At 64.9% G+C, this 14,065-nt stretch carries 12 protein-coding genes and 1 pseudogene; 7 read left to right on the forward strand and 6 right to left on the reverse strand.

What is annotated here, in order from left to right:
• Positions 1 to 13 precede the first annotated feature (13 nt).
• The 3 genes and pseudogenes from AC5I49_RS00185 to AC5I49_RS00195 all read left to right on the forward strand — a co-directional run.
• The gene (locus tag AC5I49_RS00185) at positions 14 to 3,169 is read left to right on the forward strand and encodes an efflux RND transporter permease subunit (protein ID WP_016448486.1); all 3,156 of its coding nucleotides are present in this window, start codon (positions 14 to 16) and stop codon (positions 3,167 to 3,169) included.
• Positions 3,162 to 4,616 carry an efflux transporter outer membrane subunit gene (locus tag AC5I49_RS00190; protein ID WP_046987756.1) on the forward strand — a complete coding sequence of 485 codons (1,455 nt, stop codon included), beginning with the start codon at positions 3,162 to 3,164 and terminating at the stop codon, positions 4,614 to 4,616. Before AC5I49_RS00185 ends, AC5I49_RS00190 begins: the two co-directional genes overlap by 8 nt.
• Positions 4,617 to 4,824: 208 nt before the next feature.
• Positions 4,825 to 5,346: pseudogene (locus tag AC5I49_RS00195) on the forward strand (c-type cytochrome); the annotation flags it as partial.
• 51 nt (positions 5,347 to 5,397) lie between these two features.
• Here AC5I49_RS00195 and AC5I49_RS00200 read toward each other — a convergent pair.
• Both AC5I49_RS00200 and AC5I49_RS00205 read right to left on the reverse strand, forming a co-directional pair.
• On the reverse strand, positions 5,398 to 5,949 hold the full coding sequence (locus AC5I49_RS00200) for a DUF2946 family protein (RefSeq protein WP_016448489.1): 552 nt from the start codon (positions 5,947 to 5,949) through the stop codon (positions 5,398 to 5,400).
• 5 nt (positions 5,950 to 5,954) lie between these two features.
• Complete coding sequence (locus AC5I49_RS00205) at positions 5,955 to 6,941, reverse strand: YheT family hydrolase (protein WP_495788680.1); 987 nt, start codon at positions 6,939 to 6,941, stop codon at positions 5,955 to 5,957.
• A 145-nt stretch (positions 6,942 to 7,086) separates the two neighbouring features.
• Between AC5I49_RS00205 and AC5I49_RS00210 the strand changes: the two genes are divergently transcribed.
• The 4 genes from AC5I49_RS00210 (at position 7,087) to AC5I49_RS00225 (ending at position 9,497) form a co-directional block, all read left to right on the forward strand.
• Positions 7,087 to 7,674, forward strand: a complete 588-nt coding sequence (locus AC5I49_RS00210) for a LemA family protein (protein WP_016448491.1) — start codon at positions 7,087 to 7,089, stop codon at positions 7,672 to 7,674.
• A 33-nt stretch (positions 7,675 to 7,707) separates the two neighbouring features.
• Entirely contained in the window at positions 7,708 to 8,592 is an 885-nt protein-coding gene (locus tag AC5I49_RS00215) for a TPM domain-containing protein (protein ID WP_016453560.1), read from the forward strand.
• A 1-nt stretch (position 8,593) separates the two neighbouring features.
• The gene (locus AC5I49_RS00220) at positions 8,594 to 9,136 is read left to right on the forward strand and encodes a TPM domain-containing protein (protein ID WP_016448493.1); all 543 of its coding nucleotides are present in this window, start codon (positions 8,594 to 8,596) and stop codon (positions 9,134 to 9,136) included.
• A 100-nt stretch (positions 9,137 to 9,236) separates the two neighbouring features.
• Positions 9,237 to 9,497, forward strand: a complete 261-nt coding sequence (locus tag AC5I49_RS00225; protein ID WP_016448494.1) for a hypothetical protein — start codon at positions 9,237 to 9,239, stop codon at positions 9,495 to 9,497.
• Between the two features lie 65 nt (positions 9,498 to 9,562).
• Here AC5I49_RS00225 and AC5I49_RS00230 read toward each other — a convergent pair whose 3' ends face one another.
• The 4 genes from AC5I49_RS00230 to atpA form a co-directional block, all read right to left on the reverse strand.
• A complete protein-coding gene (locus AC5I49_RS00230) occupies positions 9,563 to 9,979 on the reverse strand; it encodes a F0F1 ATP synthase subunit epsilon (RefSeq protein ID WP_012202358.1) in 417 nt (138 codons plus the stop codon).
• A gap of 160 nt (positions 9,980 to 10,139) precedes the next feature.
• Complete coding sequence (gene atpD / locus AC5I49_RS00235; RefSeq protein WP_012202357.1) at positions 10,140 to 11,549, reverse strand: F0F1 ATP synthase subunit beta; 1,410 nt, start codon at positions 11,547 to 11,549, stop codon at positions 10,140 to 10,142.
• A gap of 34 nt (positions 11,550 to 11,583) precedes the next feature.
• Positions 11,584 to 12,456, reverse strand: a complete 873-nt coding sequence (gene atpG / locus AC5I49_RS00240) for a F0F1 ATP synthase subunit gamma (protein ID WP_012202356.1) — start codon at positions 12,454 to 12,456, stop codon at positions 11,584 to 11,586.
• Positions 12,457 to 12,474: 18 nt separating this feature from the next.
• The gene (gene atpA / locus AC5I49_RS00245; protein WP_016448495.1) at positions 12,475 to 14,028 is read right to left on the reverse strand and encodes a F0F1 ATP synthase subunit alpha; all 1,554 of its coding nucleotides are present in this window, start codon (positions 14,026 to 14,028) and stop codon (positions 12,475 to 12,477) included.
• Between the last annotated feature and the right edge of the window lie 37 nt (positions 14,029 to 14,065).

Consider the following 14,065-nt stretch of genomic DNA (forward strand, 5'->3'; position numbering starts at 1 on the left):
AAGGGGCTCAGCAATGGCCAAGTTCTTTATCGACAGACCGATCTTTGCATGGGTCGTCGCGCTGTTCATCATCGTCCTCGGTGGTATCGCGCTGACCAAGCTCCCGATCGCTCAATACCCCAAGGTGGCCCCTCCGGCCATCGTCATCAACACGGCCTATCCAGGCGCGTCCGCGAAGGTGCTCGAAGACAGCGTGCTGTCCGTGATCGAGCGCGAGATGAACGGCTCGCCCGGCCTGGTCTACATGGAGTCTGTGGCCCAGGCCGACGGCACGGGCAGCATCACCATCAGCTTCGAGGCCGGCACCAACGTGGACCTGGCGCAGGTGGACGTGCAAAACCGCCTCTCGCGCGCCACGCCGCGCCTGCCTGCTTCGGTGACGCAGCAGGGCGTTCGCGTGGACAAGGCGTCGTCCAACTTCCTGCTGTTCATCATGCTGTCGTCCGAGGACGCCAAGGCCTATGACACGGTGGCCCTGGGCGACTATGCCTCGCGCAACATCGTTCCCGAAATCCAGCGTGTGGCAGGCGTGGGCCAGGCACAGCTGTTCGGCACGGAAAAGGCGATGCGCATCTGGTTCGATCCCGCCAAGCTGCAGGGCTACAAGCTCTCGGCCGAGGACGTGACAGCCGCCATCCGCAGCCAGAACGCCCAGGTGGCCAGCGGCGCCATCGGCGACCTGCCCAACATCACGGGCCAGAAGATCGCCGCCACGGTGACGGTGATGGGCCAGCTGTCTTCGATCAGCCAGTTCGAGAACATCGTGCTGCGCGCCAATGCCGATGGCTCCACCGTGCGACTCAAGGACGTGGCCACCATCGAGATCGGCGGCCAGGCCTACGCGACCTCCGCCCGCCTGAACGGCAAGGATGCCGTGGGTATCGGCGTGCAGCTGACGCCCAGCGGCAATGCGCTGGCCACGGCCAAGGCCGTGCATGCACGCATGGAGGAACTGAAGAAGTTCTTCCCCAAGGGCGTGAATTACTCCATTCCCTACGACAGCTCCAAATTCGTGAGCATCTCCATCGAGAAGGTGGCCCACACGCTGCTGGAAGCCATCGTGCTGGTGTTCCTGGTGATGTACCTGTTCCTGCAGAACTGGCGCTACACGCTGATCCCGACCATCGTGGTGCCCATTGCACTGCTGGGCACCTTCGCGGTCATGCAGGCCGTGGGCTTCTCGATCAACGTGCTGGCCATGTTCGGCATGGTGCTGGTCATCGGCATCGTGGTGGACGACGCCATCGTGGTCGTGGAGAACGTCGAGCGCATCATGAGCGAGGAAGGCCTGCCGCCGCGCGAGGCCGCGATCAAGGCCATGGGCCAGATCTCGGGCGCCATCGTGGGCATTACGCTGGTGCTGATCGCGGTGTTCATACCGCTGGCTTTCTTCGCGGGGTCCACCGGCAATATCTACCGGCAGTTCTCCATCGTGATGGTCGCCTCCATCAGCTTCTCGGCCTTCATGGCGCTGACGCTGACACCGGCTCTGTGCGCAACGCTGCTCAAGCCCGTGGAGGCCGGCCACAACCACGAGAAGAAAGGCTTCTTCGGCTGGTTCAACCGCACGTTCGCACGCTCGGCCAAGTCCTATGAAGGCTGGGTGGCTCGCCTGCTCAAGCGCTCGGTGCTGATGATCGGCGTGTACCTGGCCGTGATCGCCGGTGCCGTGGTGGTGTTCCGTGGCCTGCCGACCTCGTTCCTGCCGACCGAGGACCAGGGCTACTTCATCGTCAACGTGCAACTGCCTCCTGGCGCCGCCAAGGAGCGCACGCTGGAAGTCATGAAGCAGGTCGAGGAGGCCGTGCTGCCGCAGCCCGAAGTGGCCAACATGGTCAGCGTGCTGGGCTTCAGCTTCTCCGGCCAGGGCCAGAACGCCGCCCTCGCCTTCGTGCCGCTCAAGGACTGGTCTGAACGCAAGGGAGCGGACTCCACGGTGGATGCCATGACGGGCCGCATCATGGGCATGACGGCGGGCATACGCGACGCCTTCGTGTTCGCCGTGAACCCGCCGCCCATTCCCGAACTGGGCAATGCCGTGGGCTTCTCGTTCCGCCTGCAGGACCGTGCCGGCCACGGCCACGATGCGCTGATCAATGCGCGCAACATGCTGCTGGGCATGGCCGGGCAGAGCAAGGTGCTGGCCGGCGTGCGTCCCGACGGCCTGGAAGACGCGCCGCAGCTGCGCATCGAGATCGACCGCGACAAGGCCAACGCACTGGGCGTGGACTTCACCTCGATCAATGCGGCGCTGTCCACGGCACTGGGCTCGTCCTACGTCAATGACTTCCCCAACCAGGGTCGTCTGCAGCGCGTGATCGTGCAGGCCGACGCTCCGGCCCGCATGCAGCCCGACGATCTGCTGCGCCTGAACGCGCGCAATGCCAAGGGCGATCCGGTGCCGCTGTCCACGTTCGCGACCACCAAGTGGGTCAAGGGCGCGCAGCAGACGGTGCGCTACAACGGCTACCCGGCCGTGCGCATCGAAGGCTCGGCTGCTCCGGGCTTCAGCTCGGGCGATGCCATGGACGAGATGGAAAAGCTGGCTGCCAAGCTGCCCGAAGGCTTCGGCTTCGAGTGGACCGGCCAGTCGCGTGAGGAAAAGCTGGCGGGCTCGCAAGCCATCTTCCTGTACGCCTTCGCCATCCTGGCCGTGTTCCTGTGCCTGGCCGCTCTGTACGAGAGCTGGTCGATTCCGCTGTCGGTGATTCTGGTCGTGCCGCTGGGTCTGCTGGGCGTGGTGCTCGCCACCTTGCTGCGCAACTATTCCAACGACGTGTACTTCCAGATCGGACTGGTGACGGTGATCGGCCTGTCGGCAAAGAACGCCATCCTGATCGTGGAGTTCGCCAAGGACCTGCAGGCCGAAGGCAAGGGCCTGATCGAGGCCGCGCTGGAAGCCGCACACCTGCGGTTCCGGCCCATCATCATGACCTCGCTGGCCTTCGGCCTGGGCGTGGTGCCTCTGGTGATCGCCTCCGGCGCCAGCTCCGCCAGCCAGCGTGCCATCGGCACCGGCGTGCTCGGCGGCATGATCACCGGCACCGTGCTGGCCGTGCTGTTCGTGCCCACCTTCTTCGTCGTGGTGCGCAAGCTGTTCAAGGGCAAGATCAAAACGCACAACCCGCCGTCCACACCGGCCGGCAAGGAGGCCTTGAGCCATGATTAATCGCAGTACCCCGGTGGCCATCGCCACCGCCGTGCTCCTGGCGGGATGCTCGCTCATCCCCACCTACGAGCGCCCTGCCGCTCCGGTCGCGGCCCAATACACCCGTGCGAACGCCACTGCTGCGGCAGAAGGCGGAACGGCTGCCGCACAGCTGCCCTGGCAGGATTTCTTCCAGGACGCACGCCTGCAGCAACTGGTGCGCACCGCGCTGGACAACAACCGCGACCTGCGCGTGGCCGCGCTCAATATCGAGCGCGCCCAGGCGCAGTACCGGATCACGCGCGCCGACCAGTTCCCGACGGTCGGTGCAGGCGTCAACGCCAGCCGCGCCCCGAATACCACGGGCTCCGGCACCAAGTACGTCAACAGCTACCAGGTCGGCCTGGCCGTGACCTCCTGGGAGCTGGACTTCTTCGGGCGCATCGGCAGCCTGAAGGAAGCGGCCCTGGCCCAGTACCTGGCCACCGAGGAAGCGCGCCGCGCCGCGCAGACCAGCCTGGTGGCCGCCGTGGCCAGCGGCTGGTACACGCTGCTGGCCGACGAGCAGTTGCTGAAGATCTCGCGCGACACGCTGCAGACGCGCGAAGAGTCGATCAAGCTGACCAAGCTGCGCTTCGACACGGGCGTGGCCTCCGAGCTGGACTACCGCCAGGCCGTCTCGCTGACCGAAGCTGCGCGCGCCACCCTGGCGCAGCAGCAGCGCCAGCGTGCCCTGGACGAGAACGCCCTGGTGCTGCTGCTGGGCCAGGCGCTGCCTGCGGACGTGGTCGCCAGCCTGGGCTCCAGCCAGGGCCTGCGCGACACGGCCGACCTGCCTGCCGTGCCGGCCGGCCTGCCGTCTGACCTGCTCACGCAGCGCCCCGACATCCGCCAGGCCGAGCAGCAACTGATCAGCGCCAATGCCAACATCGGCGCGGCGCGTGCGGCCTTCTTCCCGCGTATCACGCTGACCGGGCAGTTCGGCACGGCCAGCAACGAGCTGTCGGGCCTGTTCAAGAGCGGCAGCTGGGGTTTCACCCTGGCGCCCTCGGCCCTGCTGCCCATCTTCGATGCGGGCCGCAACTCGGCCAATCTGGCTGCGGCCAAGGTCGATCGCGAAGTGGCCATTGCGCAGTACGAGAAATCCATCCAGAGCGCCTTCCGCGAAGTCTCCGACGCACTGGACAGCCAAGGCACGCTGCGTGACCAGATCATGGCCCAGCGCGCCCAGCTCGAAGCCGAGCAGGCACGCCTGAAGCTGTCCGACCTGCGCTACAGCAACGGCGTGGCCAGCTACCTGGACCTGCTGGACGCACAGCGCACCCTGTTCGCGCTGGAGCAATCCACCGTGAGCGTGCGCCTGGCGCAACTGCTCAATCAGATCGAGCTGTACAAGGCCCTGGGCGGCGGCTGGACCGACAGGACGGCGACAGCGGCTGCAACCACGCAAACTCCCGCGCAGCAATAACCGCATCTGCCGCGCCAACCGCAAAGAGGCGTTCACCGCAAGGTGAACGCCTCTTTGTCATTCAGTGCGGCAAGCATTTGCCAATTGCTTGATCCATCTCATGGCATATGTGCGTCCCAGGTCAACCCGGGTCTGCGCGCAGTGTCTGCAAGAGGGCCGTCGATATAATTTGTTGTTGACTCACGCCCCCACAACACAAGAGGACTTCATGAGCGCAACCCACACCGAAGAAGCCCATACGGGCCCGATCAAGAATCCCAGGCAACTGCTGATAGCGGTGTTTTTCTCGTTCGTGGTTCCGGTGTTCGTGATCATCGGCCTCGTGCAGTACGTGAGTTCGGCCGACAAGTCCGGTGCCGGCGCTTCCCAGACCGAAATGGCCAAGGCTCAGCGCCTGCAGAAGATCGGCCTTGTGGAGATCCGTGATGCCAACCGCCCCCTGCGCGCGGGCGAAGAGGTCTACAAGGGCCAGTGCGCCGCTTGCCACGCCACGGGCGCTGCAGGAGCACCCAAGTTCGAGGATGCTGCGGCCTGGGGCCCTCGCCTTGCACAGGGACTGGAAGGCCTGGTGCACTCGGCACTCAAGGGCAAGGGCGCCATGGCCCCTCAGGGTGGCGGCGACTTCAACGACACCGAAATTGCACGCGGCGTGGTCTACATGGCCAACGCGGCGGGCGGCAAGTTCGAAGAACCCAAGGCCCCTGCCGCAGAAGGCGCAGCAGCCCCCGCCAATTGAGCAACACGCGGGACTTCTGGAACCAACCGGCTTCGGCCGGTTTTTTCATGCCCGCGCAGGACTGCGCACGAAACCGTAGCGCTGCGGCAACGCCTCGGCCCGCACCTCTTCACAGGCCGGCAACGCGCCCGCCTCCAGCGCAGCCGCGGCATCGATCATGTCCTGCGTATGGACCAGGCCCAGGCCGGAAGGCGTCGCCAGGTACAGGCGCCCCGTCTCGTCCATCAGCGCTTCGGTGATGGCCCCGGCATCCAGTTCGGCTCCTGTATGGCTGTGCATCTGCAGGCCCTCGCCATCCCAGCGCAACCGCCATATCCAGGGAGCATTCTCCAGCTCCACATACACGCGCTGGGGACCGTTCTGGAAGAACCATCGACCATCGGGCTCGGCCAGGTAGTTGCGGGCGATGAAGTCCGCCAGCTTTTCGTTGCGCACCTCCGCGCCCTTGGCTCCCGGGATTCCGCTGTCGAAAGCGCCGCTGGCCTGGGCCTGTTCATCGCGCAGATACCAGCGCCCGCGCTCGTCCAGCCCCAGCCAGCCGCTGCAGGCAGGCACATGGGGCCATTTGGCCATGGCCTGCTTCACGATATCGTCCATTGCATTCATCCTTTTTCGCTGTGTGCCAGCCACTGCGTGACGGCCTGCGGCATGGCCAGTACATGTCCCGGCCAACGCCCCTGTGCAAAACCCACATGACCGCCGAGCGGCGGATGCCACAGCGTAACCCGCGGGCCGACTTCGCCTGGCGCCGGCAGGCTGCACGAAGGGACAAAGGGATCGTCCAGCGCATTGAGCAGCAGTGCAGGCACGGCAATGCTGCCCAGCAGCGGTTTGGCCGCCGCCCGATGCCAATAGTCCTGCGCATCACGAAAGCCGTGGACCGGCGCAGTGAACGCATCGTCAAACTCTCTCAGATCACGTGCACGCAGCACGGCATCACGATCGAAGAGACCGGGAAACTGCGCCCACTTGAGCAGCGCCTTGGGCACCAGGGTGCGCAGGAACATGCGCGTGTAGATCCAGCGGTTCAGCCCTTTCCCCAACGCCGTTCCCCCAGCGGCCAGGTCCAGCGGCGCACTCACCGCCGCCAGGGCCTGCACCACCTCGGCAGCCTTGTCCGCCTGCACGCCCGCCCAGCGTGCCAGCGCATTGCCGCCCAGGGAGACACCGACCGCATGCAGCGGGCGAGAAGACCGCTCGCGCAGGCGGCGCAGTATCCAGTCCACCTCCTGCACATCGCCCGAGTGATAGGCGCGCGGCGCCCGGTTGACCTCGCCGCTGCAGCCGCGAAAGTGCGGCACGGCCATGTGCCAGCCACGCTGTTCGGCCACACAGGCCATGGCCTGGGCATAGTGGCTGTTCGCCGAGCCTTCAAGGCCATGGAAAAGCACCAGCCATGGCGCATCGGCAGGCAGAGTGGGAGCACCGCCGAAGGCGACATCGATGAAGTCGCCATCCGGGGTATCCCAGCGCTCCCACCGCCACCGGGGTGCCGCATGGCCGGCCGGCCGACGGTGCGCGAACAGCGCCGGCCAGATGGTCTGTGCGTGGCCACCGGGCAGCCAGCGCGCCGCGTTGAATTGATGCATAGAGCCCGTTTGCAGTCCTTGTCCCAGTCGCTGCGAATGGCCTTTGCCCTACAGGGCGGCGGGCCAGGTGCGCAGCACAATCGCCAGCGATGCGCAGCATCGTGCACGATACTGTCTTCCATTGTCGCTTTCAGGTTGTCATCTCATGAAACGTCTAATCGCCACACTTGCCACCGTTCTGGTACTGACCGGCTGCGGCTACAACGATTTCCAGCGCCTTGACGAACAGACCAAGTCGGCCTGGAGCGAGGTGCTCAACCAGTACCAGCGCCGTGCCGACCTGGTGCCCAACATCGTGGCCTCGGTCAAGGGCGAGGCCAATTTCGAGCAGGAGACCCTGACCAAGGTGGTGGAGGCACGCGCCAAGGCCACCTCCATCCAGGCCACGCCCGAGCTGGTCAACAACCCCGAGGCTTTCAACAAGTTCCAGCAGGCGCAGGGTGAGCTGTCCAGTGCGCTGTCCCGGCTGATGGTGGTGGCCGAGCGCTACCCCCAGTTGCAGGCCAATCAAGGCTTCCGTGACCTGCGCGTCACGCTGGAGGGCACGGAGAACCGCATCACCGTGGCGCGCAACCAGTACATCCAGGCCGTGCAGTCCTACAACGTGCTGGCGCGCAGCTTTCCGACCAATCTGACAGCCAAGGTCTTCAGCTATGAGCCCAAGCCCACCTTCAGCGTGCAGAACGAGGCCGAAATCTCTCGCCCGCCCACGGTGGACTTCGGCAACAAGTAAACCGTGACCACATCCCTGGCGCCGCTCTGGCGCATGCTTTGCGCCCTGCTCCTGGCAGCGTTGTTGCTGCCAGGCAGCGCGCTGGCGCAGGCTCCGCAACCCGTCCCCCCGCTGACGGCCCGGCTCATCGACCAGACGGGCACGCTGTCGCCCGACGAGGCACGGGCCATTGAAGACAGGCTGCGCAGCATTGAACAGAAGTCGGGCTCGCAGGTCGTTGTGCTGATGGTGGCCACCACGGCGCCCGAGGACATCGCCGCCTATGCCTGGCGCGTGGCCAGCGACTGGAAGATAGGCCGCCGCGACGTGGGCGACGGGCTGTTGATGGTGATTGCCAAGAACGACAGGCGCATGCGGCTGGAAGTGGCCCGCGCGCTGGAAGGCGCCATCCCCGACCTGGCGGCCGCTCGCATCATCGACCAGCAGATGACCCCGCGCTTTCGCCAGGGCGACTATGCAGGCGGCATTGCCGCTGCGCTGGACCAGGTGGCGGCACGCATTGCGGGCGAGCAGCTGCCGGCCCCCTCCCCCAATGCCCCTTCCTCCAAAAGCCCGGACCGTGGCTTCGACATGGAAGACCTGATGCTGTTCTTCTTTTTCGGTGTGGTCATCGCGGGCCCCATCCTGCGCTCGATGCTGGGCCGGCCCCTGGCCTCGGTGCTGGCAGGCACAGGCGCCGGCATTGCCGCCTATGTGGTGACCACCAGTCTGCTGGTGGCTGGCGGAGCGGGCATCGTCGCTCTGCTGTTCACCTTGCTGGGCAGCGGCCGCTCCGGCAGGGGTGGCGGTGGATGGGGCGGAGGGGGTGGCTACGGCGGTGGTTTTGGCGGAGGCGGCGGACGAAGCAGTGGCGGCGGAGGCTTCAGCTCCGGGGGAGGCGGCAGTTTTGGGGGCGGCGGCGCCTCGGGGAGTTGGTGAGATGGCGGCTGCAATCACAGGCTTTGTTCAGCGTCTGGTCCGGCTGCTGCGCCACCATTGGGCCGAAGGGCAGCTGCGGCGTGCACTCCCACCCGAGACCCTGGCGGAGCTGGAGCGCCTGATCACCATGAGCGAGCAGCGCCATACAGGACAGATCCGTATCTGCGTCGAGCCCGGCCTGCCGCCCAGCTACATCTGGCGCGATGCCACGCCGCGCGAGCGCGCCATCACGCTGTTCGGCAAGCTGCGCGTCTGGGATACCGAGCACAACAACGGCGCCCTGATCTATCTGCTGCTGGCCGACCACGCCATCGAGATCGTCGCCGACCGCGCCCTGGCGCGCACCCTGCCTGCGCAGCAGTGGCAGACGCTGATCAGTGACATGCAGGCCGCTTTCCAGGGCGGCCACTATGCCATGGGCATGACAGCAGCCCTGGAGCGCGTGAGCCTGCTGCTGGAAACCAACTTCCCGCGTGACCCGTTGCAGCCTGTGCACGAAGGTGGCGACAATCTTCCCGATACCGTCGTGATACAGCGGCACTGAGGCAAAACGGCCCTCAGACCGAGCGCCCCCCTTCATCGAGCTATCGCGGGCACGGAGGCTGTGATAGCGTCACGCCATTTCATCAAGGAGCATCCACACCATGAAGAACACCCTGGCCCGCCTGGGCCTGCTGGCCGCCGTGCTGGCCCTGAGCGCCTGCGCAAGCCCCGTCCTCGATGACTCGCAAGAGTACGACTATGTGCTCAGCTGCAAGCTGCGCGAGGACGACCCCAAGCGATGCGAGCAGCAGATCCGCGCGCTGTGCCCCGTGCCAGCCAAGGCCGTGACGCACAAGTCGCGCACGGTCGACCCCAAGGACAACGCCGTGACCTACGTCTACCAGGCCCGCTGCGGCGACTGAGACGCCTGCGCACCATGAAAAAAGCCGCCCGAGGGCGGCTTTCTTGCGACTGGTCCCGGGAGGGCTCAGCGCTTTTGGCGGAACTTGCGCAGGGCCGCGATCTGGGCGGCCATGACGGCCAGCTCGGACTGGGCACGCGCCAGATCGACTTCGCTCTTGGCGTTCTTCAGCGCTTCCTCGGCTTCGAGCTTGGCCTTCTCGGCCTTCTCGGCGTCCAGGTCGGCACCGCGGATGGCGGTGTCGGACAGCACGGTCACGCAGTTGGGCTGCACTTCCAGGATGCCGCCGGCCACGAAGACGAATTCTTCGCTGCCGTCAGCCATCTCGATACGCACCGAGCCGGGCTTGATGCGCGTGATCAGCGGAGTGTGGCGGGGAAAAATGCCCAGTTCGCCGGATTCACCGGGCAGGGCGACAAAGCGCGCTTCACCGGAGAAGATGGACTCTTCGGCACTGACCACATCAACGTGGATGGTGTTCATCTTTGCTCCTCAGAAAAGGTAGGACTGGAACTTGGAACCGGCAGGGCCCAGATCGGGGACACCGAGCAAGGGCCGCCCCTCGGCGAGGGTGTCGTCCCCCTCCCCCGCAAAGCGGGTAGAGAGGGGGAGGCGACGCAGTCGCTCAGGGGGTGCCGCAGGCTCAAGCCGCCAGCTTCTTGGCCTTCTCGAAGGCTTCGTCGATGGTGCCAACCATGTAGAAGGCCTGCTCGGGCAGGTGATCGCACTCGCCGGCGCAGATCATCTTGAAACCACGGATGGTTTCAGCCAGCGACACGTACTTGCCGGGAGCGCCAGTGAACACTTCGGCCACGTGGAAAGGCTGCGACAGGAAACGCTGGATCTTGCGGGCGCGGGCCACGGTCAGCTTGTCTTCGGGAGCCAGCTCGTCCATGCCCAGAATGGCGATGATGTCGCGCAGTTCCTTGTAGCGCTGCAGCGTGCCCTGCACTTCGCGGGCCACCTTGTAGTGCTCTTCACCCACGACCTGGGGGTCCAGCTGGCGGCTGGTGGAGTCCAGCGGGTCGACAGCGGGGTAGATACCCAGCGAAGCGATGTCACGCGACAGCACCACGGTGGAGTCCAAGTGGGCGAACGTCGTGGCAGGCGAGGGGTCGGTCAAGTCATCGGCAGGCACGTAAACGGCCTGGATGGAAGTGATCGAACCGACCTTGGTCGAGGTGATGCGCTCTTGCAGGCGGCCCATTTCCTCGGCCAGCGTGGGCTGGTAGCCCACGGCGGAAGGCATGCGGCCCAGCAGAGCGGACACTTCGGTACCGGCCAGCGTGTAGCGGTAGATGTTGTCCACGAAGAACAGCACGTCCTTGCCTTCGTCACGGAAGGCTTCGGCCATGGTCAGGCCGGTCAGCGCCACGCGCAGACGGTTGCCCGGGGGTTCGTTCATCTGGCCGTAGACCATGGCGACCTTGGAGTCGTTCAGCGACTCCTGGTTGACCACGCCGGCGTCCGACATTTCGTGATAGAAGTCATTGCCTTCACGGGTACGTTCACCCACACCGGCAAACACCGACAGACCACCGTGGCCCTTGGCGATGTTGTTGATGAGTTCCATCATGTTCACGGTCTTGCCCACGCCGGCGCCACCGAACAGACCCACCTTGCCGCCCTTGGCGAAGGGAGAGATCAGGTCGATCACCTTGATGCCGGTTTCCAGCAGTTCCTGCGAAGGCGACAGCTCGTCATAAGCCGGTGCCTTGCGGTGGATGGGGGCCGTCAGGGCCTGATCCACGGGACCGCGTTCGTCGATGGGGTTGCCCAGCACGTCCATGATGCGACCCAGCGTCGCCTTGCCCACGGGCACGGTGATGGGGTTGCCGGTGTTGGACACCATCAGGCCACGACGCAGACCGTCGGACGAGCCCAGGGCGATGGTACGCACAACGCCGTCACCCAGCAGTTGCTGCACTTCCAGCGTCAGGGCCGAGCCGTCGAGCTTCAGGGCATCGAACACCTTGGGCATTGCGTTGCGGGGGAACTCGACGTCCACCACAGCGCCAATACATTGAACAATCTTGCCTTGCACTTGAGCCATTTTTTGCTCCAATTAGTTTGTCTGTTAAAGCCGTTTACACCGCAGCGGCGCCAGCCACGATTTCCGACAGTTCGGTCGTGATGGCTGCCTGACGCGTCTTGTTGTAGACGAGCTTCAACTCGCTGATGACGTTGCCGGCGTTGTCGGTCGCGGCCTTCATGGCCACCATGCGCGCCGATTGCTCGGACGCCATGTTTTCTGCAACCGCTTGGTAGACCAGGGACTCTGCGTAACGCACGAGCAGCTCGTCGATCACGGACTGCGCATCGGGTTCGTAGATGTAGTCCCAGCTATGGCCAGACGTCTTCTCGGCCTGCATGCTCTCGGACGACAGGGGCAGCAACTGCTCCACCACCGATTCCTGCTTCATGGTGTTGATGAACTTGGTGTAGCTCAGGTACACCGCGCTCAGCTTGCCCGCTGCGTACGCATCGAGCAGCACCTTCACAGGGCCGATCAGCTTTTCCAGATGGGGCGTATCGCCCAGACCCGTCGCGTGCGAAACCACCTTGGCGCCGACACGGTTCAGAAAGCCCAGACCCTTGTTGCCAATGGCCACCGCTTCTGCCGACACGCCTTGATCCTGCAGCTCCCGCAGCTTGGCCGTGACAGCACGCAACACGTTGGTGTTCATGCCGCCGCACAACCCCTTGTCCGTCGTCACAACGATGACGCCGGCAGTCTTGGCATCACCGTTCACTTGCATGAACGGGTGCACGTACTCGGGGTTGGCTTGGCCAAGATGGACTGCAATGTTGCGGATCTTTTCGCTGTACGGGCGTGCAGCCAGCATCCGTTCCTGCGCCTTGCGCATCTTGGATGCGGCCACCATTTCCATGGCTTTGGTGATCTTCTTGGTGTTTTCCACCGATTTGATCTTGCCGCGAATTTCCTTACCTGCTGCCATGATGGCTCCTCGTCCGGTTTAAGCGAACGACTTCTTGAACGCAACGATGGCGGCGTTCAATTCGGCTTCGGAATCCTTGTCCATGGCCTTGGAAGCGTTCAGCTTGTCGATCAGGGCGCCGTGGCTGGTCTTCAGGAACTGGTGCAGACCAGACTCGAAAGCCAGCACTTGCTTGACCTGGATGTCGTCCATGTAGCCCTTGTTCACTGCGAACAGCGAAGCGCCCATCAGGGCGGTGGACAGGGGGCTGTACTGGGCCTGCTTGAGCAGTTCGGTCACGCGGGCACCGCGGTCGAGCTGCTTGCGGGTGGCTTCGTCCAGGTCGGAGGCGAACTGCGCGAAGGCAGCCAGCTCACGGTATTGCGCCAGGTCGGTACGGATACCGCCGGACTGGCCCTTGACCAGCTTGGTCTGTGCAGCACCACCGACGCGCGACACCGAGATACCGGCGTTGATGGCGGGGCGGATACCGGCGTTGAACAGGCTGGTTTCCAGGAAGATCTGGCCGTCCGTGATCGAGATCACGTTGGTGGGCACGAAGGCCGACACGTCACCCGCCTGGGTTTCGATGATGGGCAGAGCCGTCAGCGAACCCGTCTTGCCCTTGACTTCACCCTTGGTGAAGGCTTCGACATAGTCGGCATTCACGCGGGCTGCGCGCTCGAGCAGGCGGCTGTGGAGATAGAACACGTCGCCGGGGAAGGCTTCGCGGCCCGGGGGACGGCGCAGCAGCAGCGAAACCTGGCGGTAGGCCACGGCCTGCTTGGACAGGTCGTCATAGACGATCAGCGCGTCTTCGCCGCGGTCGCGGAAGTACTCGCCCATCGTGCAGCCCGAGTAGGCCGACACGTACTGCATGGCAGCGGATTCGGAAGCGGTGGCAGCCACGACGATGGTGTATTCCATCGCGCCGGCCTGCTCCAGGGCACGCACCACGTTCTTGATCGAGGAAGCCTTCTGGCCGATCGCAACGTAGATGCAGGTAACGCCCTGACCCTTCTGGTTGATGATGGCGTCGATGGCCACGGCGGTCTTGCCGGTCTGGCGGTCGCCGATGATCAGTTCGCGCTGGCCACGGCCGACGGGCACCATCGAGTCGATGGACTTGATGCCGGTCTGCAGGGGCTGGTCCACGGACTGGCGTGCGATCACGCCGGGAGCAACCTTCTCGATCACGTCCGTCATCTTGGCGTTGATCGGGCCCTTGCCGTCGATGGGCTGACCCAGGGCGTTGACCACGCGGCCGATGAGTTCGGGGCCGACGGGCACTTCCAGAATGCGGCCCGTGCACTTGACGGTGTCGCCTTCGGAGATGTGCTCGTACTCGCCCAGAATCACGGCGCCGACGGAGTCGCGCTCGAGGTTCAGCGCCAGGCCGAAGGAGGGCTGGCCGTCCTTGCCTGCGGGGAATTCCAGCATTTCGCCTTGCATCACGTCCGACAGGCCGTGCACGCGCACGATACCGTCGGTCACCGAAACCACGGTGCCTTCGTTACGGATGTCGCTGCTGCCAGCCAGACCCTCGATGCGGCTCTTGATCAGTTCAGAAATTTCTGCGGGATTGAGTTGCATGACTCTTTCCTTCTTTAGCTTTGGTTAGCCGAGACCT

This window comes from Delftia sp. (assembly GCF_059499305.1).

Excerpts from the sequence above, each read along its gene's own strand:
- AC5I49_RS00185 (WP_016448486.1), top strand. The coding sequence starts at position 14 with ATGGCCAAGTTCTTTATCGACAGACCGATCTTTGCATGGGTCGTCGCG.
- AC5I49_RS00190 (WP_046987756.1), top strand. The coding sequence starts at position 3,162 with ATGATTAATCGCAGTACCCCGGTGGCCATCGCCACCGCCGTGCTCCTG.
- AC5I49_RS00200 (WP_016448489.1), bottom strand. The coding sequence starts at position 5,949 with ATGGACGATATCGTGAAGCAGGCCATGGCCAAATGGCCCCATGTGCCT.
- AC5I49_RS00205 (WP_495788680.1), bottom strand. The coding sequence starts at position 6,941 with ATGCATCAATTCAACGCGGCGCGCTGGCTGCCCGGTGGCCACGCACAG.
- AC5I49_RS00210 (WP_016448491.1), top strand. The coding sequence starts at position 7,087 with ATGAAACGTCTAATCGCCACACTTGCCACCGTTCTGGTACTGACCGGC.
- AC5I49_RS00215 (WP_016453560.1), top strand. The coding sequence starts at position 7,708 with ATGCTTTGCGCCCTGCTCCTGGCAGCGTTGTTGCTGCCAGGCAGCGCG.
- AC5I49_RS00220 (WP_016448493.1), top strand. The coding sequence starts at position 8,594 with ATGGCGGCTGCAATCACAGGCTTTGTTCAGCGTCTGGTCCGGCTGCTG.
- AC5I49_RS00225 (WP_016448494.1), top strand. The coding sequence starts at position 9,237 with ATGAAGAACACCCTGGCCCGCCTGGGCCTGCTGGCCGCCGTGCTGGCC.
- AC5I49_RS00230 (WP_012202358.1), bottom strand. The coding sequence starts at position 9,979 with ATGAACACCATCCACGTTGATGTGGTCAGTGCCGAAGAGTCCATCTTC.
- atpD (WP_012202357.1), bottom strand. The coding sequence starts at position 11,549 with ATGGCTCAAGTGCAAGGCAAGATTGTTCAATGTATTGGCGCTGTGGTG.
- atpG (WP_012202356.1), bottom strand. The coding sequence starts at position 12,456 with ATGGCAGCAGGTAAGGAAATTCGCGGCAAGATCAAATCGGTGGAAAAC.
- atpA (WP_016448495.1), bottom strand. The coding sequence starts at position 14,028 with ATGCAACTCAATCCCGCAGAAATTTCTGAACTGATCAAGAGCCGCATC.